The organism is Anoxybacillus sp. TBDG-1 (genome assembly GCF_054815885.1).
The window spans coordinates 68284-94721 of the sequence record NZ_JBTZSY010000001.1 but is presented as its reverse complement, the minus strand read 5'-3'; the positions used below and the strand labels follow the sequence as shown (position 1 = coordinate 94721).

The window sequence follows — 26438 nt, the reverse complement described above, 5'->3', positions numbered from 1 at the left end:
GGGATGAACGAGAAAGGATATAGCCTTGTACTCGTTATGTTAACAGTCACTATCTTTTTTATTATTGGACTTACGATTTTATCCGTCAGCATATATCAAGCAAAATTTACGCAAATACGCGTAGAAGATGTCACATCGCTTCACGATGCTGTAAAAGCGGTAGAGGAAACGGTAGCTGAATTAAAAGTAAAAGTTGAACAATTGTCGTTATTAACTCCGATGCAGCTTGATCTCGATTTAGGAAATGCACAAGCTGGCTTTTTAAACGAACTTATGAATCGCCATAACGTCACAATTGAAGATATCACCGATGCAAAAGGGATAATGCGCAATAAACTATTTACACGCGTTTTTCGTATATCCGCCCCATACGGAAACAAAATGGTCACACGTGAAGTGATTATTACGAACGCGCCGAGCTTTTTAAAATATGCCCTTGGTTCGCGTGAAAACGTTACGTTAAATGGTGGAGCATATATTGACGGCAACATATACACAGAAAAAGATATATACGTCACAAACGTTGCTAACTATATTTACAACTCAACGCTTTATTCCGTACAAACGAGCTTTCCGACGACTAGTGAAAAAAGTATATTGTTTGTTGAAGGCAATCGTTATGCGTGCGATCATGGAAATGGAGCGAGAAGTTGTTACACCGTATCAACTGCATTTACAAAAAACATGAACGATTTTACATCGGGTTCACTGTTGTTTCAATACCAAGGACCAAGCGTTCAAAAAGAACAAGATGACTTTATTGATGTAAATTTTGATTTGACATTAAAAGATAAATTACTATCAGCGGCTGGTATTGATGGATTTGATCCGAGCAAACAAGCTCAATATCAAAGTCTTATTTCTTTATCATTATCCGAGCTTGTCGAACAAATAAAATCGTCATTTGTGACTGTTGTTGTGAATGACTCAAGCGATTTACCAACCGCATTAGAAGGTGCGATTGCTAGCGGAAAATCTATTTTCCTTGATACAAGTACCGTTCCGTATGTCGATATTACGTCGTTAACTTTAAATGATGAGCAATGGCTCATTGTAAACGGCGATTTGACTTTAGAAAATGCAGGAAGTTCCTCTTTACAAATAAAAGGAAACATGATTGTACTCGGCAATTTAACGATTACAGGACAAGTGGCATTCGATTCTACCGTATACGTCAATGGAAATACGTCCATTTACAATACGACAATTAGCGGCTTAAATGGGAAAGAAGTTGTGTTATTAACAAAAGGGGAACTCGAAATTGCTCGTGTCAATGAATTTACAAACCATTTTTCATTCACAACACCAAACTTAAAAGGATTTTTCTATACAGACAGCAATGCCGTGATTTATGCTGTCGGATCATATATAAATATTGAAGGTGGGCTATTTGCTCGCGGCAATAGCTCCATTATTCCGTACACAGATGAAAACGGGTTGATTGTGAATACGTATCGTGGTGAAACGAATGATAACGGAACAAATCTTTCATTTCAAACGCCTATCTCATCAGAAGAAGAACAAAAACAATATGCTCGTTTTGTCGTGAAACATAATAGAGATGTGTTTATTAACCGCGGACTTGGTTTACCGCTTGTTAAGCAGCTTGCCGTTATTGTCGATGAAATACGGGTACAATGAAAAAAAGGAGCTATTTGGCTCCTTTTTCCTTTAGCTGTTTTATAATGTTTTCGTGTTTCCAATATTGCGCAAGAGAAAGTGCGGTGTTGCCGATTTTGTCTTTCACATGCACATCGGCTCCGTAGCGAAGCAAGAGCGCCACTAATTCATCATAACCATACTCGGCTGCGACCATTAACGGGGTTTTTCCGATGTTTGTTTTCGCGTCTACATTCGCACCCTTCTCTAGTAAATATGTTGCCACATCAATAAAATTTCGTTCCACTGCTTTATATAGCGGGGTTTCACCATCTTTATTGGCGATTTCCATATTTGCTCCGCGCTCATATAAAAAACGAACAACATCGATATTTCCAGCCTGCACCGCAAGCAATAATGGCGTTTCACCTTGTTTATTTTCTGCATTGACATCAACGTCGTATTGACAAACGAGTTGAACGAGGGAAACGTCCCCACTCCCTGCCGCAATATGCAAGGGAGTATTATTTTCTTTGTCTTTCTCTCGAACCGTCTCTTCATTCACTATTTGTTTCACCATTTCAATATTTTCTTCATCACCTTGAGCTAAGGAAGAAGCGAGCGCAAAATGAAGGGGAGGAAGCGGCATGACAGCCGACTTTCCTCCAGCTTTTAATAGTTTCACCGCAATGTCGCGCTGACCGGTACGCATCGCCACATCAAGCGGTGTTTCATTTTTTATTTTGAAATTAATATTTTTTTCTTTTTTCATATAGTCACGCACTGCTTCAACGTTTCCTTGCTCAATCGCCCGAATAAATTTTTGTTGTTTTTCCTCTTGCGACGGAAAGCACCCGCTTAGCAAGCTGATGATGACAAATAGCATCACCACTTTTTTCATACGTATCCACACCCTTTATTAGTACAACCAGCCGTTTTTATTTCCGCCTTTCATTGGATCTGTCGCATGTTCTACGATACGAATGACCGTTGATGCCGTCCACGTTTTTCCATTTTCATCGATCAATTTTACCGTTAATGGCGTTTCACCGAGACGTTTCGCAGTCACTTCTCCATTCGAATCAACAACCGCATAATAACTATTACCGATCGTAAATGAACGGCTCACAATTTTTGTCGTCGCATTTGCTGGAATTGGTGAAATGTACGGTAATACATTGATTGTTTTTCCTTTTTGCACAACGAGCGTTGATGGAAGTGAAATACCTGTTAACGGTGAACCGACATGAACGATCGCTGTACCAATGACACCGTTATGCGCTTGCGCGGTAATTGTCACTTGCCCTGTGCTCACACCTGTAACCTTTCCATTGTCATCAACCGAAGCGATATTCGGATTCGATGATCGCCATGTAATTGTCTTATACGTTGCATCGTTTGGTGCAACTGTTGCTGTGAGAGTAGCTGTTTCACCGATGTTCATATTGACAACAGTTGGCGATACGACAACGGCAGTTACTGGGATCGCTTGAACGGTGACAGTAACCGTTTTTTGAATGAGTTCATCGTTTCTGTTAAATGCTTGAACAGTTAACGTTGTAACCCCTTCTTTTAATCCAGTAATTGTTCCGTTTGTTCCATTCACTTCCGCATACAAACTATTTCCTAGTGAATAAGAGACCGCTTTTTTCGCGTCTGCTGGTGATACGGTAATTGGAATTGGAATCGTTTCACCAACGTGAACAGTAAAATCGTTTATTGTGATCGAATCAACGGGGATGCGTACAATAACCGTCATCGTTGTTGTTTTTACGTTACCAAACATATCTTTTACTTTTACTGTCACTTGTGCAGTTCCTTCTTGTATTGCGGTAATGACGCCGTTTTGGTCAATAGAAATGATTTGTCCGTTGCTATTTTCACTCCATTCTACTGAGGCGATCGTTGCTTCTTGCGGCAAGACGTTTAGCAATAATTGCGCATTTTTCGGCACGCCGCGGTTTACGAAAATGGTACTCGGCAGCGTAACATCTGTAATTTTGTAATTGGAAACAAACGATAAAGCGTTAAATGATAGATTGACAAGTTGTGCATTTACATCTTTATACGTCAGTTTTGCTTGCAATAACGAAAACGTTCCTTTTGTTGTCGGTTTCACTTGAATCGCGAACGTTTGTGATTCAGCGATATACGTCGTTCCTGATTTGATAAACGAAATGTCTGGCAATACCCCTTTAATTGTATATCCTTCTGTAATTGTTCCTTGTTTTGTAAATCCACTCGGCAACGAAACGACTTCAATGCCTGCTGGCAATTTTTCTTCAAATGCAACGTTTGTCACTTTTAACAACGTGTTCGTTAATAACGATAATGGTTTTGGTGTAAGTGTGTATTGTATCGTCATCGCCTCATTAACTGGGATGAGCGTTTTTGAAATCGTTCGACTGACTTCAATATTTGCCGATACTTTTTCAATGACGACTTGAAATTCTTTCGTTACTTTCGCTCCCCTTGCGTCGGTTGCTTCAATTTTTATTTTCGCTGTTCCACCGTTTGGCATATTGTGCGGAAGCGATTGGATAATTGTTGTGCCGTTTGGTACGTTGTTTTGCGCATACACTTCTTGATCGTTTAACCATACTTTCGTAGAAAACGTTCGATCGACTAAATCTAAATCTTCCACTTTATACGATAGCTCAATTGGCTGATTGCTAGGAATTTTTTCATTTTCTTGTGGCGTAATGACCGTCAATTGCGGTGCATGGTTCGAACCGAAAAACGCACGATACATTGTATTGACAAATAATTTTTGTTCATCTTCTGGGAATGCTGATGTTGTCCCTACATGCCCTGTTCCTGAGTATGTGACGTTTCCATTGGAATACGTATAATAATGGTTCCAGCTATCGTGTACATCACGAGGAGATCCATTAATATTGTACCAAGGGATTACATCCTCATTTTCTAAATTCAGTGTATAATATTGATTGTGCGTTGTTGCGATTGTAATGCTGTCGCCTAATGCAAATGGATAGTTTGTCATTAAACCGCTATTTACTTGTTTTGTACTTGTCGATGGATTTGGTGCACCGTTTCCTAAATCCGTTTGCGGTTGAATTTGTTGCACAATCGGACCGAACTCATTTACCCATACATTATTTGCTCCAAACATCACATCATGTGTAAACATAACGCTTTGACCAGACTGAATAAAGTTTTTAACGGATTGAACTGTATTTTGGTTTAAAGAAATAACAGAACCACATCCGTTATAACAATCTGCAAAACCGAAAATAATCATATCATATTTACCATTAATGACTTCATGTGAATAATTTGGCTCGTACGCCTTGCTTTTTTGAAAATCTGCTAATGTTGTTACGTCAATACTAATATGATATTCATTTGTACGACTTAAAAAGCTCGGATTCATATTTTTTGTATTTAATAAAGAACTTGCATCGTTCCCTTTACGAATTTGTAACACTTTAATATTTGCTGCAACATCTTGAAACTTCACAAACCCTTTTTCATAATCTTTTAATGCACTCGTTTCATCAACAATTTCTACTTTCCAATAACGTGGTCCAGAATAGCCTGCTGGAAGGGTGTATGAAATCGTTCCTGTTGCCCCTTGCACTTGTTTTGATGCAACAATTTCTTCGCTCGTATATTTGTCGTTAAAATCAGAGTCAATATATAAGTTGACAGTCAGTAATTTATTTTGAAATTGCGCATAATTGGTGATTTGGTATACGAACGACAATGTGTCCCCTTTTTTATACGTTTGTGTAGAAGATGGGATATGTGTTAACACCAAACGAGGACGTTTCGTGCCATTTGTTGCAAAATAGTTTTTCATGTTCGTATTCGTTGTAAAGAAAATGACGTTTGTTTTTGATTTCCATGCATTGGATTGAGAGTAACTATACAATTTACTTGTTGGATACTTTTTCACGCTACTGTCATGAAGAAAAACAGGCAATCCTTTGTCAATATAAAATTGTTTTATTTGTCCAGCTTTCAAATCTGTCACATCGTTTAAAATATTCGTTGTATTATGCGATGCACTTCTATTGCTGCTCGTTGTCATGCCTAGTTTTGTTGGATTATAATCGCCACTCGAAATCACAATCGCATCATATTTACCGTCTAATTCATCGCGCAAAGCGACAAAACGTTTCATCGTCATCGTTGTCACATTGATATTCGACGTACTTCCTAATTCTTGTTTTAACGGTGATGAAGATAATTGATTGGCATGACTAACAATTTCAAGAACATTGTATGTGATATTGTTGTTAGCACGTACAGTGATGACAGGAATGAATAATGGAATGAGCAAAAGAAGCGTTAAAACTACTGAAACAGCCCTTTTCACCTACCTCTCCCCCTTTCAAAACTCCTACTTTTTATCTATTATACCATCAATTTTCGTCTTACTTATATTTATTTTTTATAAAATTTCGTACGTTTGAAATGAAATAAAGTGAACCTGTAATTAAAATAATATCATCTTTGGCAACTTGTTTCCGTTTTTCTTTTAACCATTGTTTCCAATCGTTTGTCCATTGCACGTTTGGATGCGTCGCTTGTTCCGCAAGTTGTTCGGCGGAAAGGACACGTGGAAAATCAAACGTCGTAAACGTCATCGTTTCAGCAATCGTTTCTAGTTTTCGAATCATCGCTGTGACCGGTTTATCGCCTAACGCTGTAAAAAGGACATGCACACGATGGTTCGGATAGTGAGCGTTCATCGTCGCCACAAGGCTAGCGATTCCTTCTTCGTTATGCGCCCCATCAATAATAATAAGTGGGCGATCGTTCATCTTTTCAAATCGTCCGATCCATTGTGCTTGCCGAACCCCATTATACATATGTTCGCGCTCGATAAGAAACGAATAGTACGTTCGTAAATAATCGGCTGCCATAAGGGCAAGTGCGGCGTTTTTCACTTGATGCGCACCGAGCATTGTTGTTGTTACATCGTCATATGAAGCGAAAGGTGTTTGCAGTGAAAAACGTTCTCCATCCGCAGTTGGCTCATGAGCAAAAGCAGTAAAATCACGGTCAATGACGTATACTTTTGCCCGCACAGATGCTGCTTTTTCTTCTACGACACGCAGCGCTTCAGGCTGTTCGATCGCAGTAATCAAAGGGACGCCAGCCTTTATAATGCCCGCTTTTTCAAATGCGATTTGTTCGAGTGTATCCCCTAATATATGTATATGATCGTAGCCGACATTTGTAATCACCGATAAAAGCGGATAAATGATGTTCGTTGAATCTAAACGACCACCAAGTCCAACTTCAAAAATGACGACGTCTTGCACGTTCATTTTACCGAAATAATAAAGCGCCATGGCGGTAATGACTTCAAACTCCGTCGGCCCACCTAATTCCGTCTGTTCTAACTGTTCTGCTAAAGGCTGAATGATTTGCACAAGTTTGATCAGATCGACATCGCTAATCGGTTGTCCGTTTATGCTAATGCGTTCATTAAACTGTTCAACGTACGGCGATGTAAATGTTCCAACACGATATCCCGCTTCTTGTAATATATGACGTAAAAAGCAAACGGTCGATCCTTTTCCGTTCGTCCCACCGACATGAATCGCTTTGATGCGGCGCTCTGGATGATCGAGCTTTTCCATCATCCATTCCATTCGTTTAAGCCCCGGCTTCACTCCTAGTGATAGACGGCTATGAATCCAATCGACTGCTTCTTTATATGTAAAAACCATGAAAAATCCCTCCTCTACAAAATGAAAGACGAACCCAAAGTGGATTCGTCTTCATCATAAAACTATTGCTTTAATTGTGCAAGACGGGCGCGAACAGCTTCACGTTTTTCTATATAGTCCCGCTCTTTTTTCCGCTCCTCTTCCACAACGTGCGCTGGCGCTTTCGCTAAAAAGCCTGCATTGCTTAATTTCTTTTGCACACGCTCGACTTCTTGATCGAGTTTTTGCAACTCTTTTTCAAGGCGTTTCACTTCTTCTTCAATATTAATTAATCCTTCAAGCGGCAAGCTTAGTTCCGCACCTGTCACAACAGCCGTCATCGCTTTTTCAACAGTTGGAATCGCTGTGCCAATCACAAGTTCACTCGGATTGCAGAAACGCTCAATATATGAGCGGTTTTTCTGAAGGGTATTCGCAATTTGCTCGTCTTTCGCTTTAATGTACAGCGTAATTGGCTTGCTTAGCGGCGTATTCACTTCTGCGCGAATGTTGCGCACCGCACGAATCATATCAACAAGTAAACGCATTTGTTCAGCCGCTTCATGATTGCTTAGTTCAGGACGAACTTCCGGCCATGGAGCAACTGTAATCGACTCTCCTTCATGCGGAAGTTGTTGCCAAATTTCTTCAGTCACAAACGGCATAAACGGATGAAGGAGGCGCATCGTTTGATCAAGCACATAAGCAAGCACTGAGCGCGTCGTCTTTTTCGCTTGTTCGTCGTCACCGTATAGTGGCAATTTTGCCATTTCGATATACCAGTCGCATAAGTCGTCCCAAATGAAGTTATATAACACGCGACCGACTTCACCAAACTCGTATTTATTTGCGAGTTTTGTTACCGTCTCAATTGTTTCGTTTAGGCGTGTTAAAATCCAATGATCGGCAACCGATTTTCCGCCATGTAAGTCGATGTCTTCATACGTGAATCCTTCCATGTTCATAAGCGCAAAACGAGACGCATTCCAAATTTTATTGACGAAGTTCCATGTCGCTTCAACTTTTTCTGTGCTAAAGCGCAAATCTTGACCTGGCGCGCTTCCTGTCGCTAAAAAGTAGCGAAGCGAATCCGCACCGTACTGATCGATGACATCCATCGGATCGACGCCATTGCCAAGCGATTTACTCATTTTCCGTCCTTGTGCATCGCGCACGAGTCCGTGAATAAGGACATCTTTGAACGGACGTTTTCCAGTGAATTCAAGCGCTTGGAAAATCATGCGCGATACCCAGAAGAAAATAATATCGTAACCTGTAACAAGCACATCTGTTGGATAATAACGGTTATAGTCTGCCGATGTTTCATCTGGCCAGCCCATTGTCGAAAACGGCCAGAGCGCAGAGCTAAACCACGTATCTAATACATCTGGATCTTGTTCCCAATTCTCGATATCTGCTGGTGGCTCATGGTCTACATACACTTCGCCTGTTTCTTTATGATACCATGCTGGAATGCGATGTCCCCACCAAAGTTGGCGAGAAATACACCAGTCGCGGATGTTTTCCATCCAATGTAAATACGTTTTTTCAAATCGTTCTGGAACGAAATTTACTTTTCCTTCTGTTTTTTGTAGTTCAATCGCAGCTTCAGCGAGCGGCTTCATTTTCACAAACCATTGCGTCGACAAATACGGTTCTACGACGGCACCGCTACGCTCGCTATGACCGACTGCATGCATATGTTCTTCGATTTTAAATAGCACGCCTTGTTCTTGTAAATCTTTCACGATTTGTTTACGGCATTCGAAACGATCAAGTCCCTTATATTGAAGCGCATTGTCGTTCATTGTGCCGTCTTCGTTCATGACAAGAATGCGCGGCAAGTTATGACGGTTTCCAATTTCAAAGTCGTTTGGATCATGTGCTGGTGTAATTTTCACCGCCCCGGAACCGAACGACATATCGACATACTCATCACCAATAATCGGAATTTCACGACCGACGATCGGTAAAATGACTGTTTTTCCGATCAAGTGTTTGTAGCGCTCATCTTCTGGATGAACGGCAACCGCTGTATCACCAAGCATCGTCTCTGGACGAGTCGTTGCCACTTCGATATAGCCAGAACCGTCTGCAAGCGGATAGCGCATATGATATAGCGCACCTTGCACATCTTTGTACACGACTTCAATGTCCGATAATGCTGTTTTTGTTACTGGATCCCAGTTAATAATGTACTCGCCACGATAAATAAGCCCTTTTTTATATAACGATACAAATACTTCCCGCACTGCTTTTGATAATCCTTCATCAAGCGTAAAGCGCTCCCGCGTATAATCGAGCCCAAGTCCAAGCTTCGCCCATTGAGAGCGAATATGCCCTGCATATTCCTCTTTCCATTTCCACGTCTCTTCGACAAATTTTTCACGCCCTAAATCGTAGCGTGTTTTTCCTTCGTTGCGGAGCTTTTCTTCTACTTTTGCTTGCGTCGCAATTCCCGCATGATCCATGCCTGGAAGCCATAAGACGTCATATCCTTGCATGCGCTTCATGCGCGTAATAATGTCTTGTAACGTCGTATCCCACGCATGTCCTAAATGAAGCTTACCTGTCACATTTGGCGGTGGAATGACGATCGTAAACGGTTTTTTCGTTTCATCGCTTGTTGCCTCAAAAAACTTTCCTTTTAGCCACCATTCATAACGGTTTGCCTCGACAGCACGGTGGTCATATTTTGGCGGTAACATAAAAAATCCCTCCTTCACTAAAATAAAAAACTCCTTTCATCCGAAAAGGACGAAAGGAGACTCTTTCGCGGTACCACCTTTTTTCTTAAGCGATGCTTAAGCACTCAAATCGATAACGGCGATGCACCGGCTTCTTCTACTTTCGTTCGAAGAAGCAGCTCCAGGGCGACCTTCCGACGACCACAAACCTAGGAAATCTCGCAGCTACTGATTTCCCTCTCTGCAAGGCGGGTTGCGCCGTACTCTTCCCTATCTTCGCTTTTTTCTATTCATACATAATACTATATAAAAATCATATAAATCGTCAATAAGGTTTGCCACATTTTCACTCCTTTATACATATGATAAAAAGAAAAGCTCCAACATATGGAGCTAACCATTTGAAAAGGAAGTGAACATATGCGTAAACGTTTCAATCCGTACGCTTGGCCGCCGTGGCTAAGGAAGCTGCGCTTTATTGCTGAACAATGCATCATCCCGATTACCGTTGTTCAAGCGATTCGCACCATTTTATTTCCAACAACAATCGACGTTATTTTACTCGCTATTTTTATTTTTCTTTCATTCGCGTTACATTACGATTGGATTTGATTCGTTTGTTTTTCTTCTTCCCATTTTCCGATGACATATTCGATATTTTTCATTTGCCAATATGCCCGTTGCCAAGTAGCGGTGAATTGTTGCTCATGACGTTGTTGTTCGTACTGATGAATGAGACGAACAAACCGATGCGGATCGACAAGTAAATGAAAAAATAATAACCGCTCATCTTCTTCAAGCGCTAATGTTTGTTCATACTGTAAAAGCCATTGTACTGCTTCATCACATACAATCGGATACGTATGCAAATATTGGCGAAAAAAGAAAAGTAAATCGTGAAATGGAGGAGCCCAACGCGCTTGTTCAAAACTAATAAAATACGATGTACCATCATTTCGTTCGACATAATGGTGAAACGACGGGCGACCATGAATATAGCAAATGCGCACCGTCTTTTTTTCTCGCATTCGCTCACGCCACTCATTTAACGTATGTTCAGAAAACGAAATGGCGCGCATAATGTCGAAAAAATGGGTGCAACATTGCAGTTGAAACGGCGACATATACCATTGTTTTTCACATTGTTCAATATATTGAGTTAATGTTTGTTTTGTTTTTTCAAGTGAGATTTTTCGTTCCTTATAATATGACTCGATTTCCGTTTCCATCGTTTGTATTTCCTTTAACGAATGTTTATGCCATCGTGCTAAATCGTGAAAAAATGACGATGTTGGATCCGTTTTTTCTTTTAACCAAGGCATCATATAATACCATTGCCCATCTCGCTTTTTCGTTTCGTAAATCGGAATGGCAAGCGGTATACGTAAGCGATGGGCTTGTTCAACCGCCTGCCAATGTGCCAATGAATCGATTCGTTTGAGCGCATATGTTCTATTTGCCATTTCCCATTTTTGTATACGCTCATGTTGTAATTGCACCGTTTTCATCATCGTACAACCCTTTTACACTTTACTTGGCGTTGGAATGTATAGCAACTGCCCTTCGTGTATATCCGCACCGCTTTCTAAATGATTTGTACGCAACAACTGTTGGACAGATACGTCGTATCGCTCGGCAATCTTGTCCAACGAATCACCTTGTTGGACGATACAAATTTTTAAACGAGCAAACGCCTGTTCTTCATTTTTTTCGAATAACTTTGTTAAATATAAGGCGTTTTCATTTCGTTTTTCGCTTGTATCTCTCCCTTTCATTTCAAGTTGAAAGGTTTGTTTTTCCTCTTTTAGTTGTTCACATACTTCTTTGTTTTCTTCCCCTCGTCCATCATGTATGTCTTCAATTTGTTTCACTTCATGTTGAGCCTTTATTTCCTTACTTTCTATTGTTTCTATTCGCTGTTCTTTTTGAGCACTATATAATTGATCTTCTTCCACTTGTTCACTTTCTTCATGAAACATATAAAACGGCGGAACGTTGACGATACTTCCTTGATCCTCTTCCATTTCTCCTTGTTGATATACTTCTTCTCTTGCGACCACTTCAAACGGTTCGAAATCGTCTACATTGTATGGCTCCCATTCGTCATCTTCACGATCATCGTCCATTTGAATGCCGTGAATAGCTACTTCCGCAATGAGACGCAATTCATGTTGCCTTAAATCATAATCAAATGATTCAATCAATACGTATACTTGTTCGAGGTCGGCAATTCGCTCTTTCGGTACAGTGACGTCAATCGGAAATTGATGCAAAAATTCACCAATTTGTTCATCGTTTATACGGACATGCTCAACGTAGCGAACGGCCTCAACCGATGGATCGTCCTCTCCATCTTCTTCTCGTTTCGCATACTCCCCTGACAGTTCCAACATCCCGCGAATATACACATAATCTTCTTGCTCCTCGATCGTAATCGTCGGTTGTAGCGAAATCGATAATAATTGATCAACGTGATGTTCACGTCGAAAGGCAATCGCTTCTTCAATTGAAAAACGCAACATGCTCATCTCTCCTTCAACGTCCAAGTCATTTCACATTACTATGATTATGAAGTGGAAAAAAGAAGTATGCATAAAAAAAAGCGATGCCCTAGAGGCGATCGCTCATTTTCGCAAACGCACGGCGCGCTGCTTCGATTTTTTTTTCGATGTCTTCATCCGTATGCTCGTCAACAGTGACAGGAATGTATCCTACCATGTTCTTTAATTTAAATATTCATTTTCCCACTTTTTTTGTTTTTCTACAGGACTCATTTCTGAAAGATCGTCATATCCATAGTTGATTCTCATTCGACCTGTGTTATCCAAAATGTAAGTTAAATTTGTCCATGGTTCTTGGTTTTGCACTCTGAACTCATTCCAGAGCTCTTCAAAACATTCATAGAGCTCTCGCTTTAACTCTTTATAAAAACGTTTGTCTACTTGAAAAATATCCGGGATATCTAAGCTATATACAGGCTCTGCTCTATTTACTGGATAGTAATAAAAATATACTTGAGAAAATCCTTCCCTAACTTCAGCGTACAGCAATATTTTTTCCCAGTCTTCTTGAATCATATCAATTAAGATATTCGCAATTTTTTGGTATAATACTTCCATTTGTTTAGTTTCCAAATCTATTTACCTCCTGCATAATTAGTTAAGGTAACTTCGTATTTCTTTCCGTCAATCCTGTATTCCACTTCGAATTTAGCAGGGCGCGAAGCATCCCCCTTATAAATAGGTTCAATTTTTACTTCGACCGTTTTCCCCTCTTCTAACGCCTTTTTCCATGTGTTTTCTAATGATTTATACTCACTCCTATTTAGCGTAGCATTCATTGGTACTAAGTTATCAATATCGCCAGACCCTTTAAATATACTTGCTATTAAATGACCACCCTCATCGTTTGGCAATCTATCTTCCCTTCCTACTACTTTTTGAGCGTATGAATTTCGGCCAGCTTTTCCTAACTCTAATTTAGCTTCAACGCTAGAAATACGCCCCCTATCATCCGTAGTATATCGATATCCTTCTTTTGTTGCGTACTCTACATTTGACTTTAACGTCTTTTTACGATTGATCCTTGTGTATTGTTCACCATATTTAATATTCTCTATTCCCTTGAAAGCTTTCTCTGAAACACCTTCATTCCGACTTAGTTGCTGGGACAAATCGCTTGCACTTTTGGAGAAGTTTGTGATTCCTGTTTTCATCATCCCCCCTCCAACAGTCATTCCTGCAGCACCAGCAGCCATTGCAGGAACCCCAGCAAACGCTCCACCTCCGCTCAAACTAACTACTGCTCCACCTGCTCCGATCACAGAGGATATCTCGGTTACTTTCATCCCACCTATCGTCCATACCGCATGCCCTACCATCTGACCTGCTTCGTATGCGACGGGGTGTTTGCTATCGTAAAATCTTTGTTGCACAGCATTAAATGTTACATCCGCCAACGCCGCATCGCCTGCGCCTCTAACAAACTCTATCGTGCTGTCGATCGGGTGTTTTGAAAACTCGTGGATGGATTTTTCGATGTTTTTTCCCACTTGCCGAACCGTTCGCTCGGCGTTTTGTCCCGCATTGATTATACCATGAACCGCCTGCTTAGAGGCATGCTCTGCTTTCTTTTCTAGTTGATATGCACCGCGTTCGATCGTTTTCTCCGTATCTTTGATCTCTTGCTTTATCTTATGTCCGATCGGATGAACCACTTCGGACACAGCTTTTTTCACATCGTGAACGACGTGCTTTGCCGCTTGCTCCGACTTCTTTTCCGCCTCGTGAAACGCTTTTTGTGCCTTCTCACTAATATGTACCGTATCTTTCACTGCTTGTTTCGCGGAACGTTCCACTTTCTTTTCGATCTTTTGAGCCGCTTTCTCCGCTTGTTTCACCTCGTGGACAACGTGCTTTACCGCTTGTTCCGCTTTCTTTTCCGCTTGATGAAAAGCTTCCTTTGCCTTTTGGCTAATGTGTACCGTATCTTTTACGACCTGTTTCACCACTGGCTCGACTTTCTTTTCTACTTGCTGAGCGGTTTGCTGAATGGTCTTCTCTACTTTTTTGACGTCATTTGCTACATGCTTTACCGTCTGTTCTACCTTTTTCTCGACAAAATGTCCTAATTTGCTTAATGAACTCCAAAAAGACATCTCTCCCGCTCCTTTGACTCTGTCCTTTTGTTAAAACAACGTTCGTTGATAAGCCATGCTCGATGAAAAAAACCACTCCTTTCGCATGTAATCGAATGATGATTGAATAATAAAAAAAAAAAACATCAATTCTGTCAATAAAAATTTTGTTCTATCCTTCTATATTTTTGATAAAAAACAGAGAGCTACTTACGCTCTCTGCTTCTTGTAAACATTTGCTTCCCTTTTAAGACATTAGTTTCGCAAACGCACGGCGCGCTGCTTCAATTGTTTTTTCGATATCTTCATCGGTATGTGCAGTCGATAAAAACATGCCTTCAAACTGCGATGGTGGCAAGAAAATTCCTTCATTCGCCATTTCTTGATAATAACGAGCAAATAAATTTAAATCGGACGTTTTTGCCGTTTCGTAGTTTGTAACGCGCTCATTCGTAAAAAACATGCCGATCATCGAACCAGCTTGGTTAATCGTGTGTGGAATGCCGTACGCTTTTGCCGCTCCGCTTAATCCTTCCGCTAAACGATTCGCTTTTTTCTTAAACTGCTCGTACGTTTCTGGCGTCAATTGACGCAACGTTTCATAACCTGCTGTCATCGCCATCGGATTTCCCGATAACGTGCCCGCTTGGTAAATTGGACCGCTTGGCGCAATTTTCTCCATAATCTCAGCACGACCACCATACGCCCCGACAGGAAGCCCACCACCGATGACTTTTCCAAGACATGTTAAATCAGGCGTGACACCGTAATATCCTTGACCGCTATAGTAGTCGACACGGAAACCGGTCATTACTTCATCAAAAATAAGAAGCGCACCGTATTCATTTGTCACATCCCGTAACCCTTGTAAGAAGCCTGGCTCTGGCGGAACGACTCCCATGTTTCCAGCAACAGGTTCGACAATAACTGCCGCGATATCTTCACCGAACTTTTCAAACGCATATCGCACGCTTTGTAGGTCGTTGTACGGTACAGTAATCGTATGTTGCGCAACCGTTTCTGGCACCCCCGGGCTATCTGGCAAGCCGAGCGTCGCGACACCTGATCCCGCTTTAATCAAAAGTGAATCGCCATGTCCATGATAACAGCCTTCAAACTTTACAATTTTATTTCGTCCTGTATAGCCACGCGCTAGGCGAAGAGCGCTCATCGTCGCTTCCGTTCCTGAGCTAACCATGCGAATGATTTCAATGGACGGCATGCGCTCCATCACGAGTTTAGCGAGTTCATTTTCGATTAACGTTGGAGCTCCGAAGCTTGTCCCTGTTTCTGCTACTCGTTTTAGCGCCTCAACGACTTGATCGTTTGCGTGGCCTAAAATAAGCGGTCCCCAAGATAAAACGTAATCAATATATTCATTGCCGTCAATGTCATAAATTTTTGATCCTTTTCCATGGGCCATAAAAATTGGAGCCATTTTTACCGCCTTAAATGCGCGCACTGGACTGTTTACACCGCCAGGCATAAGCTTTACTGCTTCGGCATACGCCGCTTTTGAACGTTCATAGCTGCGCATTATTTTTCCTCCTTTAACCAACGAGCTACATCTTTTGCGAAATACGTTAAAATTAAATCCGTTCCTGCTCGTTTCATGCTCGTTAACATTTCAAGTACAACCGCTTTTTCATCGATCCAACCGTTTTGTGCCGCTGCTTTCACCATCGCATACTCTCCGCTTACGTTATAAGCGACGATCGGCAAATGGAAATGGTTTTTCAAATCCCGAATAATATCTAAATACGCTAGCGCTGGTTTCACCATTAAAAAGTCGGCTCCTTGATCCACATCTGCTTGCGCTTCACGAAACGCTTCTAGGCGATTAGCTGGATCCATTTGATACGTTTTTCGATCGCCAAACTGCGGGGCGCTATGAGCTGCATCTCGAAACGGTCCGTAAAATGCTGAGGCGTATTTCACCGCATAAGACATAATCGGGACATATGTAAATCCTTCTTCATCTAACGCTTGGCGAATGGCTGCGACAAATCCATCCATCATATTGGACGGTGCGATGATGTCCGCTCCGGCTTTTACTTGACTTACTGCTGTTTTCGCTAACAATTCGAGCGTATCGTCATTAATAATCGTCCCGTTTTCTACGATACCACAATGGCCATGGCTTGTATAATGGCATAAGCACGTATCGGCAATAACAACAAGTTCAGGAAACGCATCTTTTATCGCACGAATAGCACGTTGAACGATGCCGTGTTCACAATATGCTTGTGAAGCGATCTCGTTTTTCTCGTTTGGTACACCAAATACAATAATAGAACGTACACCTAATTGAACCGCTTCACGCACGTCCTCAAGCGCATAATCAAGCGACTGTTGATACACGCCGGGCATCGAAGGTACTTCATTTTTTATTTTTTTCCCTTCGACGACAAAAATCGGATAAATGAAATCTTCCATATGAAGATGTGTTTCACGTACCATAGCTCGCAAATTGGCCGTTTGGCGCAAACGGCGATGACGTGCAAATTGCATATTATTCACTCCTTGTAAAATATTGATGAAGTTGTTCAACCATCTCGTCGATTGTATATGTATGTGGACAAACGTGAACAGGAAGTCCAAGCTGAAGTGCAGTTTGTTTCGTAATCGGACCGATACATGCGATTGTGACGAAAGACAAGTCAACGTTTTCCCCTGAGACCGCTTGTACAAAACTATGTACCGTCGATGAACTTGTAAACGTGATCGCATCAATCATTCGTCGCTGAAGCAAATGAATGAGTTGTGGCTTCGCTTCTTCATTGTATGTCGTTTCGTATACAATCCAATCGGTCACGTTCGCTATGTTGCTTAATTGCTCGCGCAACGTGTCGCGCGCTAAGTTTCCTTTCACAAGCAAAATGCGCGCATTCGCTGAAAGCAACGGCTTTAACGCTTCGGCCAAACTTTCAGCAACAAACTCATTTGGAATTAAATCAACAACGACGTTTCGTTTTTGTAATGCTTTTGCTGTTTTTTCTCCTACCACTGCCACTTTTGGCCATGTGGGTGGCTTCATTTCGCCAATGTGCTCGAAAAAGTATTTGACGCCGTTTTGACTCGTAAATACGATCCAATCAAACGTATGCCACTTGTGCAACAATTCCTGATTCGTCTGTTCCGCTCGTACGATGCGAATTAACGGCAGTTCCACAGGAATCGCACCGTATCGCTCTAACGTTTGCGATAACGCTTTTGCTTGCGCTTTCTCGCGCGTCACAAGCACCCGTTTCCCACGAAGCATTTACCCCAGCTCCTTTAACACACGTTCAATGAGCTGTTTCGCTCCTCGTTCGATTAATCGCTGTGCCGCTTCCATGCCTACTTCTTCTGGTTCTGTTCCGCGCACAATTTCTTTTAACACGTCTGTTCCATTCGGCGTCGCAACAAGCGCTGTAAGCACGACGATCTCCCCATCAACGTATGCATACCCAGCCACAGGAACTTGGCAACCGCCTTCAATGCGCTGTAAAAATGCACGTTCTGCACGAACAGCGCGTTCCGTTTGTTCATCGGTTAACTTATTTAACCAATGCAATAATTCCTCATCACTTTCTCGACATTCAATAGCCAACGCCCCTTGTCCAACGGCCGGAACACATATGTCAGTCGGCAAATATTGTGTCACTACTTCTTTCGCCCAGCCCATGCGATGCAAACCAGCAGCTGCTAATATAATCGCATCATACTCATCTGTTTGTAGCTTTGCTAAACGAGTATCGATGTTGCCGCGAATCCATTGAATTTTCAAGTCTGGGCGGACAGCTAACAGTTGTGCCGAGCGGCGCAAACTGCTCGTTCCAACAATCGCTCCACTTGGCAATTGTTTAAACGGAATATGCCCTTTCGAAATAAGCACATCGCGATGATCTTCACGCTTCGGTATACATCCGATCGTTAACCCGTCAGGTAAAACGGCCGGCATATCTTTCATACTATGAACCGCAAAATCGATTTCGCCATCTAGCATCGCCTGTTCAATTTCTTTTACAAACAGCCCTTTGCCTCCGACTTTCGATAACGTCACATGTAAAATTTGATCGCCTTTTGTGACAATTTCTTTTACTTCAAATTCAAATGGGGCGCCGAGTTGTTTCAGTTGTTCAATCACCCAATTTGTCTGAGTTAGCGCCAACTTGCTTCGGCGAGAACCGACAATAATTTTCCTCATTTTTCTTTCCTCCAACAGTCGTTAAAAGTGAAATTGCGATAGCGTGCCAAACAAAAAGAAATTAATAAGCAAAATAAGAAACGATCCGATATTCCAAAGCGCCATTTCTTTTCCCTGTATCCCTTTGACAGCTCGCTTATATAAATAAAAACTGTATGTTGCAAATACAGTAAACGAACCGAGCACTTTTGCGTCATATAAAACGAAATGATCTACTTTCATGTATGCCCAAACAATACCTAAAATTAAACTTAATAATAAAACTGGCACACCGACGCCGTTTAACACATAGGAAAGATCGTCAAGCTTCGCTAAGTCGCCGAGTCGCCATAACCGTTTTCCCCATTTTTTTTTCTTTAATAGCTCATATTGAAGCAAATATAAAAGCGAAAACATAAATGAAATCGAAAATGCTCCGTACGATAAAATGGCCATCGTAATATGGATAAACAATAGCTCTGACATGAGTTGTTCAGCAATGCCAACGGTGTACGGCGTCGGTGCGAACGTATGCAATGAAAGAATAAAAAACGCTAATACGTTTGTGAAGAAGACGAGAAAATCAACGCGCAGCCATCCGTTAATTGCAAGCGATAACGTAATAAGCAGCCACGCATAAAACGACAGCCCCTCCGCGAGCGTTAAAACAGGAAATCTTTCTGTCTCCACCATTCTCGCAAAAAAGAAAAATGTTTGCATCCCCCAAACAATAGAAAGCAACCCGAAAGCAATGCGATTTGCCTTCCGGTTGTGATGAAGAAAATCGATAAAATAAAACAAAACGGACGATGCATGTAAAAGAAGCGAGAGTTCGTACCATCTCGTCATGTCAAACATATATGATCTTCCTTACGATTGAAAAGATGGTTCTGCTGCTCGCTCGTGAACGCAGCTCATCTCTTTTTGTTGCTGCTTCACTTGTTGCTCAATATTGAAAATTTTCATAAACAACTGAAGCGCTTCTTCCGCATTGTCCTCTGCAGCCAATTCTTTCACGCGCAAAATCGGATCGCGCAACAACTGGTTGACGATACTTTTTGTATGTTTGTTTAATACTTTTTTATCCCGTTCTGATAAATGTGGCAATTTTCGTTCTAAACTTTTCATCGTTTCTTCTTGAATGAGCATCGCCTTCTCGCGCAAAGCTGCGATAATTGGTACGACACCAAGCATATGCAACCATTGTTGAAACTCGTCCATTTCCTCAGCAATCATGAGCTCAATTTGCTCCGCCACTTTTTTCCGTTCCGTCAAGTTCGCTTGAACAATATCTTGCAGATCGTCAATATCATATAAAAAGACGCTATCTAACTCCGCAAGTGCAGGATCTAAATCGCGTGGTACCGCAATATCAATCATAAAAAATGGACGACCTTTACGCATTTTTTCAATGACTGCCATCGTTTCCTTTGTAATAACGTATTGGTTTGCGCCCGTCGAACTAATTAAAATATCTGCTTCTAACAGCGCACATTGCAGTTGTGATAACGGCTTAGCATCTCCGTTAAATCGTTCGGCAAGCTGCTTTGCTTTTTCAAATGTGCGATTCACCACTGTGACGCGTTTGACGCCGCTTCCGTACAAGTTTTGCAGCGCCAATTCCCCCATTTTTCCAGCGCCTAACACGAGCACGTGTTTATTTTTCAAATCGCCAAAAATTTTTTTCGCAAGCTCAACAGCTGCATAGCTAACAGATACCGCATTTGCACCAATTTCAGTTTCCGCATGTGCGCGCTTCGCTAACGTAATCGCTTGTTTAAATAGCTGTTTAAACACCGTGCCTATTGTGTTTTCTTGCTGTGCTAAAAGAAAACTTGTGCGCACTTGCCCAAGAATTTGCGTTTCTCCTAAAATCATTGAATCAAGACCGCAAGCGACGCGGAACAAATGCTCAATTGCTTCACGCTCTTCATAAATGTGCAAATATGGAACGATTTGTTCTTTATCGATCCCAAACCAATCCGCTAAAAATGTTTTTATATAATAACGCCCTGTGTTCAGCTGATCAACAACCGCGTAAATTTCCGTGCGGTTACATGTCGATACGATGACGTTTTCTAACATACTTTTTTGCTTTTGTAGCGCTTTCATCGCTTCAGCAAGTTCCGTTTGATTAAACGTCAACTTCTCACGAATTTCGACAGGGGCTGTACGATAGTTTACGCTGACAACGACGACATACATTCCCATCACCCCGAATTTTAAAGTCATCTCATTTCATTATAGCACGTCTATTTTGTTTTTTCCTTATAAAGTGTGAATACAATTTGACAACTTTCGATCTTTCTTAAATGCTGTTCATTTAGTAAACTAGTGAACAGATGCTGTTTTAAGTGTCGCACGGAATTGGGGGAATTTCAATGAAAAAACGTGGTATTTTTTCCGGCATCATTTTAATTGGTTTTGGGACGTACTTTTTAATTGAACGCTTTTTGCTTTTTCCATCTTTTCATACGTGGTCCACATTGCTGTTTATTATTGGCATCGCTTTTTTAGGTCAGGCGTATGTCGGCAAAGATTATTCCGCCATTTTATCCGGTGTTGTGTTTACAGGGGTTGGCGTTCATTTTCATCTTTCTTCTCGCCTTTCGTCGTGGCCAGATGATATAAGCGTATTGACGTTAATTATGGCGCTTGGCTTGCTCTTGCAATACGTAAAAACGAAACAAGCGTTGCTCCCTACCATTTTACTTTTTGCTTTATCATTCATTTTTTTATTTTCGCATCGGCTACAACAAGCATTTACATCCGTAACGTTTGATTCACTCATCCACATTTGGCCGTTAGCATTCATTTTACTTGGATTGTACTTATTGTTCGTGAAAAAAGGATAATTATACAAAAAATGTGGGCAATTTCACCCACATTTTTTCTTTATATCCATTTTTGTAGTGCACCCCATGCCTCATCTTTTCCTTGTCCTGTTTCCGCTGAAAAAATAATGAGCTCATCGTCTGGGATGAGACGCAATGTTTCTTTTGCTACTTTCGCATGTTGTTGCCACTTCCCGCGCGGAATTTTATCCGCTTTCGTCGCAATGACGAGCGTCGGAATGTTATAATGCTTTAAAAAATCATACATCATCACATCGTCTTTTGTTGGAGGATGACGCAAATCAACGATCAACAATGCCGCTTTCAATTGTTGGCGCGTCGTAAAATACGTTTCAATCATTTTTCCCCATGCTTCGCGCTCTGCCTTTGATACTTTCGCAAAGCCATATCCCGGTACATCAACGAAATAAAAAGCATCATTAATGCGGTAAAAGTTTAACGTTTGTGTTTTTCCCGGTTTTGATGATGTACGGGCAAAGTTTTTTCGATTAATCATTTTGTTAATAAATGATGATTTTCCAACATTTGAGCGCCCAGCAAGCGCAAACTCTGGGAGTTGTCCTGCTGGGTATTGTTCTGGCTTCACGGCACTAATGACCATTTCTACGTTTGTAATCTTCATTTTTTTCCACCTACCAAAGCATGTTCAAGTACATCATCAATATGTGAAACGAGAACAAATTGTAATTGTTTTTTTACAACTTCAGGAATATCTTCTAAATCTTTTTCATTTTCTTTCGGCAAAATGACCTTCTTTAACCCTGCGCGATGAGCGCTTAATACTTTTTCTTTCACCCCACCAATGGCGAGCACACGACCGCGCAACGTAATTTCTCCCGTCATACCAACAAAACGGCTGATCGGTTTCCCTGTCAATGCGGAAATAAGCGCAGTGACCATCGTAATCCCTGCGGATGGACCATCTTTTGGTACAGCCCCTTCTGGCACGTGAATGTGGATATCAAGTTTTTCATGAAATTCAGGATCAATCCCAAACTCTTTTGATTTCGAGCGAATGTATGTAAACGCTGCTTGAGCAGATTCTTTCATCACATCCCCCAATTGACCTGTAAGTGTCAATTTTCCTTTTCCAGGAGCAATCGACACTTCAATGGCTAACGTATCACCACCGGCTGCTGTGTACGCTAAACCTGTTGCTACCCCAACTTGGTCTTCACTTTCTGCTTGACCATAGTGATATTTTGGCTTTCCTAAAAATTCGCTCACGTTTTTTTCAGTTACAACGATGCGCTTTCGTCCTTCTGATACGATCGTTTTCGCTGCTTTACGGCAAATGGAAGCAAGCTGGCGTTCTAAGTTGCGCACACCCGCTTCACGCGTATAATAGCGAATAACTTGCATCATCGCCTCATCGCGCATATGGAGCATTCGTTTTTGTAAGCCGTGTGCTTCCATTTGTTTTGGCAATAAATGTTCTTTTGCGATATGCAACTTTTCAATTTCTGTATAGCTTGGAATGGTGATGACTTCCATACGATCAAGCAACGGTCGCGGAATTGTCGCGAGCGTATTTGCTGTCGCAATAAACATCACTTTTGATAAATCGTATGGCTCCTCAATGTAATGATCGCTAAACGAATGGTTTTGTTCTGGGTCCAACACTTCCAATAACGCTGCAGACGGATCACCACGGAAGTCGCTCGACATTTTATCAATTTCATCAAGTAAAAATACAGGGTTAATCGTTCCTGCTTTTTTCATTCCTTGAATAATACGTCCTGGCAAAGCACCAACATACGTGCGGCGATGACCACGAATTTCTGATTCATCTCGCACCCCACCGAGCGAAATACGAACGAAATGTCGATTTAACGTTTTTGCAACGGAACGAGCAAGTGATGTTTTTCCAACACCAGGAGGACCTACTAAACAAAGAATCGGCCCACGTAACGAATTTGTTAATTGTTGAACAGCTAAATATTCCAACACGCGCTCTTTTACCGTCTCAAGCCCGTAATGCTCCTCATTTAAAATTTTTTCCGCGCGATGAATATCGTGAATATCTTCTGTTTGTTTCGTCCATGGCAACGCAAGCAACCAATCTAAATAGTTGCGAATCACCCCGCTTTCAGCAGAGGCGGCTGGCACTTTTTCATAACGCTCTAATTCTTTTAGTGCGGTTGCTTTCACATGTTCTGGCATGCCTGCTTGTTCAATTTTTTCGCGCAACAAATCGATTTCGCCTGCTTTTCCTTCCTTTTCCCCGAGCTCTTTTTGAATCGCCTTCATTTGTTCGCGCAAATAATATTCTTTTTGCGTTCGCTCCATCGATTGCTTCACACGCTGGCTAATTCGTTTTTCTAAATGTAAAATTTCTTTTTCATTATGAAGAATTTGAATGATTTGTTGGACGCGTTCTTTTACATCGACCGCTTCAAGCAACCGTTGTTTTTCTTCAAGCTTTAACGGCAAATGGGAAGCGATAATATCGGCCATTCGTCCCGCTTGCTGAATGTCCATGACAGATGTATAAATATCTGCAGATAATTTTTTCGATAGCTTTATGTATTGCTCAAAATATTCAAGCATTGTCCGACGCAACGCCTCAAATTCCATATCTTCTTTTTCGTTATCGATAAACTGTTCCACTTGCACAACATAGCATGGCTCTTCGCTCACCCATTTCACTACTTTTCCGCGCGAGATCCCTTCAACGAGCACACGAAACGTTCCGTTCGGCAGCTTTAACAACTGCTTCACACGGGCAATGGTGCCCATTTCATATACATCTTCAAGTTCTGGCTCATCAATTTGTACATCTTTTTGCGATGTTAACAACACAAGATTTTCTTCAACCATTGCTTTTTCTAACGCTTGTACGGATTTTTCCCGCCCAACGTCTAAGTGCAATACTGTCGTCGGAAACACAAGTAATCCTCTTAACGGCAAGAGTGGAATGACTTTATTTTTCTTTCTCGCCACAACCCCGCACCTCCATCATACTTCTATTGCCCTATTGTATAGTACATTATGGCGTTTGTAAAATCTTTCATCGTAAAAAATCGACTTCAACGCTCGGTTGAAGCCGATTGCCTTTACATGAGCTCTGTTTTCGGTAAATGATGACGCATTGGGATAGAACGAACATGTTCGTGAAATAAAAAAGAAAGAACATCGCCAATGTGATCGACTGGAACAATTTCAATGCCTGTCACTTGTCTTAAAATCGACTGCATATTTTCGCGCGGAATAATAACCGTTTTCGCTCCAGCTTGTTTTGCTGCCTTCACTTTCGGAAAAATGCCGCCAACCGGCTTCACGTTCCCATGTACACCAATTTCCCCTGTCATCGCTATTGTTGGATCAATCGGTAAATGATAAATGGCAGAGTAAATACCAATCGCCATCGCCACACCAGCAGAAGGGCCATCAATCGGGACACCACCTGGAAAGTTTACATGAATATCATATTGATCTGCAGGCACACCAAGTGTACGCAAAACGGTAATGACGTTTTCAATCGAACCGCGCGCCATACTTTTTCGACGAATTGACTTACCTTGTCCGCCGATTTGTTCCTCTTCGACAATGCCAGTCATATTAATCGACCCTTTTTCTTTTGTCGGCAATGCTACAACTTCAATTTCTAACAACGCTCCACTATTTGGACCGTAAACCGCTAATCCGTTTACTAATCCCACTTTTGCTTCCTGCCCCACTTTTTTCTCATAACGTGGCGATAATTGGCTCGATTGAATGACCCATTCGATGTCTTGACGTAAAATTTTAGATCGTTTCTCTGAAATGACAATGCCAGCTGCGATTTGTAGCGTATTGACCGCTTCACGTCCATTCCGAGCATACATCGCGAGCTCATGAACAGCTTGTTCTTCAATCGGAAGGTTTACTTTTCCTGCTGCTTTTTCCACAATTTTAGCAATTTCTTCCCGTTCTAACTCTCTGAAAAAGACTTCCATACAGCGTGAACGAATCGCTGGCGGTATTTCGTTTGGCGTTCGCGTTGTTGCGCCGACGAGCCGAAAATCAGCAGGCAATCCGTTTTGAAAAATGTCATGAATGTGGTTTGGAATGTTCGGATTTTCTTCGCTATAATATGCGCTTTCAAAAAATACTTTTCGGTCTTCTAACACTTTTAACAACTTGTTCATTTGAATCGGATGCAATTCACCAATTTCGTCAATAAATAATATGCCACCGTGCGCGTTTGTCACCGCTCCTTGTTTCGGTTGTGGGATGCCAGCTTGTCCCATCGCGCCCGCTCCTTGATAAATTGGATCGTGTACAGAACCGATCAATGGGTCAGCAATGCCTCGTTCATCGAAACGTGCTGTTGTTGCATCTAATTCAATAAAAACAGCATCTTTTCGAAATGGAGATAACGGATTTTTTTTCGCTTCTTCTAATACGAGACGAGCGGCCGCTGTTTTCCCAACACCTGGTGGTCCGTAAATGATGACATGTTGGGGATTCGGTCCACACAATGCCGCTTTTAATGCTTTTATGCCATCTTCTTGACCAACAATATCATCAAACGTTTTTGGACGCACTTTTTCAGCAAGCGGCTCTGTAAGTGAAATTGAGCGCATTTTCCTAAGCTGTTCCATCTCTTTTCTCGCTTCTTTATCTATTGAAATTTTTTGCGTTCGTTGGCTTTTTAACAGGTTCAAAAAATATAAGCCGATAATAATGCCAAAAAACAACTGAATAAGTAGCGCAATGTTTGTCCAGTTCATGACCGTTCCTCCTGCATATGTATTGTACGCATAGTATCTCCGAGCAAATGAGGAAATAAACAAAAAAAGATCGACTTTCCGATTCGGAAAATCG

The 26438-nt window shown here is 41.5% G+C and carries 20 protein-coding genes and 1 other annotated feature; of the genes, 3 read left to right on the top strand and 17 right to left on the bottom strand.

The window, feature by feature from the left end; all coding sequences use genetic code 11:
- Positions 1-3 precede the first annotated feature (3 nt).
- Positions 4-1641, top strand: coding sequence for a hypothetical protein (locus tag ACYQY7_RS00430; RefSeq protein WP_461200198.1), 1638 nt, complete (start codon positions 4-6; stop codon positions 1639-1641).
- 10 nt (positions 1642-1651) lie between these two features.
- On the opposite strand, the gene ACYQY7_RS00425 is transcribed toward ACYQY7_RS00430, so the two are convergent.
- The 4 genes from ACYQY7_RS00425 to ACYQY7_RS00410 all read right to left on the bottom strand — a co-directional run bounded on the left by ACYQY7_RS00425 (position 1652) and on the right by ACYQY7_RS00410 (position 9991).
- On the bottom strand, positions 1652-2500 hold the full coding sequence (locus ACYQY7_RS00425) for an ankyrin repeat domain-containing protein (RefSeq protein WP_461200197.1): 849 nt from the start codon (positions 2498-2500) through the stop codon (positions 1652-1654).
- A gap of 18 nt (positions 2501-2518) precedes the next feature.
- Positions 2519-5941 carry a DUF5057 domain-containing protein gene (locus ACYQY7_RS00420; RefSeq protein WP_461200196.1) on the bottom strand — a complete coding sequence of 1141 codons (3423 nt, stop codon included), beginning with the start codon at positions 5939-5941 and terminating at the stop codon, positions 2519-2521.
- 58 nt (positions 5942-5999) lie between these two features.
- On the bottom strand, positions 6000-7304 hold the full coding sequence (locus tag ACYQY7_RS00415; protein WP_461200195.1) for a bifunctional folylpolyglutamate synthase/dihydrofolate synthase: 1305 nt from the start codon (positions 7302-7304) through the stop codon (positions 6000-6002).
- A gap of 62 nt (positions 7305-7366) precedes the next feature.
- A complete protein-coding gene (locus tag ACYQY7_RS00410; RefSeq protein WP_461200194.1) occupies positions 7367-9991 on the bottom strand; it encodes a valine--tRNA ligase in 2625 nt (874 codons plus the stop codon).
- 42 nt (positions 9992-10033) lie between these two features.
- Positions 10034-10256 (bottom strand) — a binding site (T-box leader).
- A 134-nt stretch (positions 10257-10390) separates the two neighbouring features.
- Here ACYQY7_RS00410 and ACYQY7_RS00405 point away from each other — a divergent pair.
- Positions 10391-10582 (top strand): hypothetical protein, encoded by a 192-nt coding sequence (locus tag ACYQY7_RS00405; protein WP_183249657.1) that lies wholly within the window; start codon positions 10391-10393, stop codon positions 10580-10582.
- Here the strand turns inward: ACYQY7_RS00405 and ACYQY7_RS00400 are convergent.
- The 10 genes from ACYQY7_RS00400 to hemA form a co-directional block, all read right to left on the bottom strand.
- On the bottom strand, positions 10567-11478 hold the full coding sequence (locus ACYQY7_RS00400; protein WP_461200193.1) for an aminoglycoside phosphotransferase: 912 nt from the start codon (positions 11476-11478) through the stop codon (positions 10567-10569). The two genes, ACYQY7_RS00405 and ACYQY7_RS00400, sit on opposite strands and share 16 nt — an antisense overlap.
- Positions 11479-11493: 15 nt before the next feature.
- Positions 11494-12492: a stage VI sporulation protein D gene (gene spoVID, locus ACYQY7_RS00395; protein WP_461200192.1), complete on the bottom strand. Its 999-nt coding sequence runs from the start codon at positions 12490-12492 to the stop codon at positions 11494-11496.
- Positions 12493-12693: 201 nt separating this feature from the next.
- Positions 12694-13104 carry an immunity protein YezG family protein gene (locus ACYQY7_RS00390; RefSeq protein WP_461200191.1) on the bottom strand — a complete coding sequence of 137 codons (411 nt, stop codon included), beginning with the start codon at positions 13102-13104 and terminating at the stop codon, positions 12694-12696.
- A gap of 2 nt (positions 13105-13106) precedes the next feature.
- Positions 13107-14627 carry a DNA/RNA non-specific endonuclease gene (locus ACYQY7_RS00385; protein WP_461200190.1) on the bottom strand — a complete coding sequence of 507 codons (1521 nt, stop codon included), beginning with the start codon at positions 14625-14627 and terminating at the stop codon, positions 13107-13109.
- A 226-nt stretch (positions 14628-14853) separates the two neighbouring features.
- Complete coding sequence (hemL, locus tag ACYQY7_RS00380) at positions 14854-16143, bottom strand: glutamate-1-semialdehyde 2,1-aminomutase (protein WP_461200189.1); 1290 nt, start codon at positions 16141-16143, stop codon at positions 14854-14856.
- Positions 16143-17117, bottom strand: coding sequence for a porphobilinogen synthase (gene hemB, locus ACYQY7_RS00375; RefSeq protein ID WP_461200188.1), 975 nt, complete (start codon positions 17115-17117; stop codon positions 16143-16145). Before hemB ends, hemL begins: the two co-directional genes overlap by 1 nt.
- A gap of 1 nt (position 17118) precedes the next feature.
- Complete coding sequence (locus ACYQY7_RS00370; protein ID WP_461200187.1) at positions 17119-17868, bottom strand: uroporphyrinogen-III synthase; 750 nt, start codon at positions 17866-17868, stop codon at positions 17119-17121.
- Positions 17869-18795, bottom strand: coding sequence for a hydroxymethylbilane synthase (gene hemC, locus ACYQY7_RS00365; protein WP_461200186.1), 927 nt, complete (start codon positions 18793-18795; stop codon positions 17869-17871).
- 21 nt (positions 18796-18816) lie between these two features.
- Positions 18817-19632 (bottom strand): cytochrome C assembly family protein, encoded by an 816-nt coding sequence (locus tag ACYQY7_RS00360; protein ID WP_461200185.1) that lies wholly within the window; start codon positions 19630-19632, stop codon positions 18817-18819.
- A 12-nt stretch (positions 19633-19644) separates the two neighbouring features.
- Complete coding sequence (gene hemA / locus ACYQY7_RS00355) at positions 19645-20979, bottom strand: glutamyl-tRNA reductase (protein ID WP_461200184.1); 1335 nt, start codon at positions 20977-20979, stop codon at positions 19645-19647.
- A 176-nt stretch (positions 20980-21155) separates the two neighbouring features.
- Between hemA and ACYQY7_RS00350 the strand changes: the two genes are divergently transcribed.
- A complete protein-coding gene (locus ACYQY7_RS00350; protein WP_461200183.1) occupies positions 21156-21629 on the top strand; it encodes a LiaI-LiaF-like domain-containing protein in 474 nt (157 codons plus the stop codon).
- 40 nt (positions 21630-21669) lie between these two features.
- Here the strand turns inward: ACYQY7_RS00350 and yihA are convergent, their stop codons facing one another.
- The 3 genes from yihA to lonB form a co-directional block, all read right to left on the bottom strand.
- The gene (gene yihA, locus ACYQY7_RS00345; protein WP_461200182.1) at positions 21670-22251 is read right to left on the bottom strand and encodes a ribosome biogenesis GTP-binding protein YihA/YsxC; all 582 of its coding nucleotides are present in this window, start codon (positions 22249-22251) and stop codon (positions 21670-21672) included.
- Positions 22248-24572 carry an endopeptidase La gene (lon, locus tag ACYQY7_RS00340; protein ID WP_461200181.1) on the bottom strand — a complete coding sequence of 775 codons (2325 nt, stop codon included), beginning with the start codon at positions 24570-24572 and terminating at the stop codon, positions 22248-22250. Before lon ends, yihA begins: the two co-directional genes overlap by 4 nt.
- 113 nt (positions 24573-24685) lie before the next feature.
- A complete protein-coding gene (gene lonB, locus ACYQY7_RS00335; protein WP_461200180.1) occupies positions 24686-26344 on the bottom strand; it encodes an ATP-dependent protease LonB in 1659 nt (552 codons plus the stop codon).
- Positions 26345-26438 lie beyond the last annotated feature (94 nt).

Excerpts from the sequence above, each read along its gene's own strand:
- ACYQY7_RS00430 (WP_461200198.1), top strand. The coding sequence starts at position 4 with ATGAACGAGAAAGGATATAGCCTTGTACTCGTTATGTTAACAGTCACT.
- ACYQY7_RS00425 (WP_461200197.1), bottom strand. The coding sequence starts at position 2,500 with ATGAAAAAAGTGGTGATGCTATTTGTCATCATCAGCTTGCTAAGCGGG.
- ACYQY7_RS00415 (WP_461200195.1), bottom strand. The coding sequence starts at position 7,304 with ATGGTTTTTACATATAAAGAAGCAGTCGATTGGATTCATAGCCGTCTA.
- ACYQY7_RS00410 (WP_461200194.1), bottom strand. The coding sequence starts at position 9,991 with ATGTTACCGCCAAAATATGACCACCGTGCTGTCGAGGCAAACCGTTAT.
- ACYQY7_RS00405 (WP_183249657.1), top strand. The coding sequence starts at position 10,391 with ATGCGTAAACGTTTCAATCCGTACGCTTGGCCGCCGTGGCTAAGGAAG.
- ACYQY7_RS00400 (WP_461200193.1), bottom strand. The coding sequence starts at position 11,478 with ATGAAAACGGTGCAATTACAACATGAGCGTATACAAAAATGGGAAATG.
- spoVID (WP_461200192.1), bottom strand. The coding sequence starts at position 12,492 with ATGTTGCGTTTTTCAATTGAAGAAGCGATTGCCTTTCGACGTGAACAT.
- ACYQY7_RS00385 (WP_461200190.1), bottom strand. The coding sequence starts at position 14,627 with ATGTCTTTTTGGAGTTCATTAAGCAAATTAGGACATTTTGTCGAGAAA.
- hemL (WP_461200189.1), bottom strand. The coding sequence starts at position 16,143 with ATGCGCAGCTATGAACGTTCAAAAGCGGCGTATGCCGAAGCAGTAAAG.
- hemB (WP_461200188.1), bottom strand. The coding sequence starts at position 17,117 with ATGCAATTTGCACGTCATCGCCGTTTGCGCCAAACGGCCAATTTGCGA.
- ACYQY7_RS00370 (WP_461200187.1), bottom strand. The coding sequence starts at position 17,868 with ATGCTTCGTGGGAAACGGGTGCTTGTGACGCGCGAGAAAGCGCAAGCA.
- hemC (WP_461200186.1), bottom strand. The coding sequence starts at position 18,795 with ATGAGGAAAATTATTGTCGGTTCTCGCCGAAGCAAGTTGGCGCTAACT.
- ACYQY7_RS00360 (WP_461200185.1), bottom strand. The coding sequence starts at position 19,632 with ATGTTTGACATGACGAGATGGTACGAACTCTCGCTTCTTTTACATGCA.
- hemA (WP_461200184.1), bottom strand. The coding sequence starts at position 20,979 with ATGTATGTCGTCGTTGTCAGCGTAAACTATCGTACAGCCCCTGTCGAA.
- ACYQY7_RS00350 (WP_461200183.1), top strand. The coding sequence starts at position 21,156 with ATGAAAAAACGTGGTATTTTTTCCGGCATCATTTTAATTGGTTTTGGG.
- yihA (WP_461200182.1), bottom strand. The coding sequence starts at position 22,251 with ATGAAGATTACAAACGTAGAAATGGTCATTAGTGCCGTGAAGCCAGAA.
- lonB (WP_461200180.1), bottom strand. The coding sequence starts at position 26,344 with ATGAACTGGACAAACATTGCGCTACTTATTCAGTTGTTTTTTGGCATT.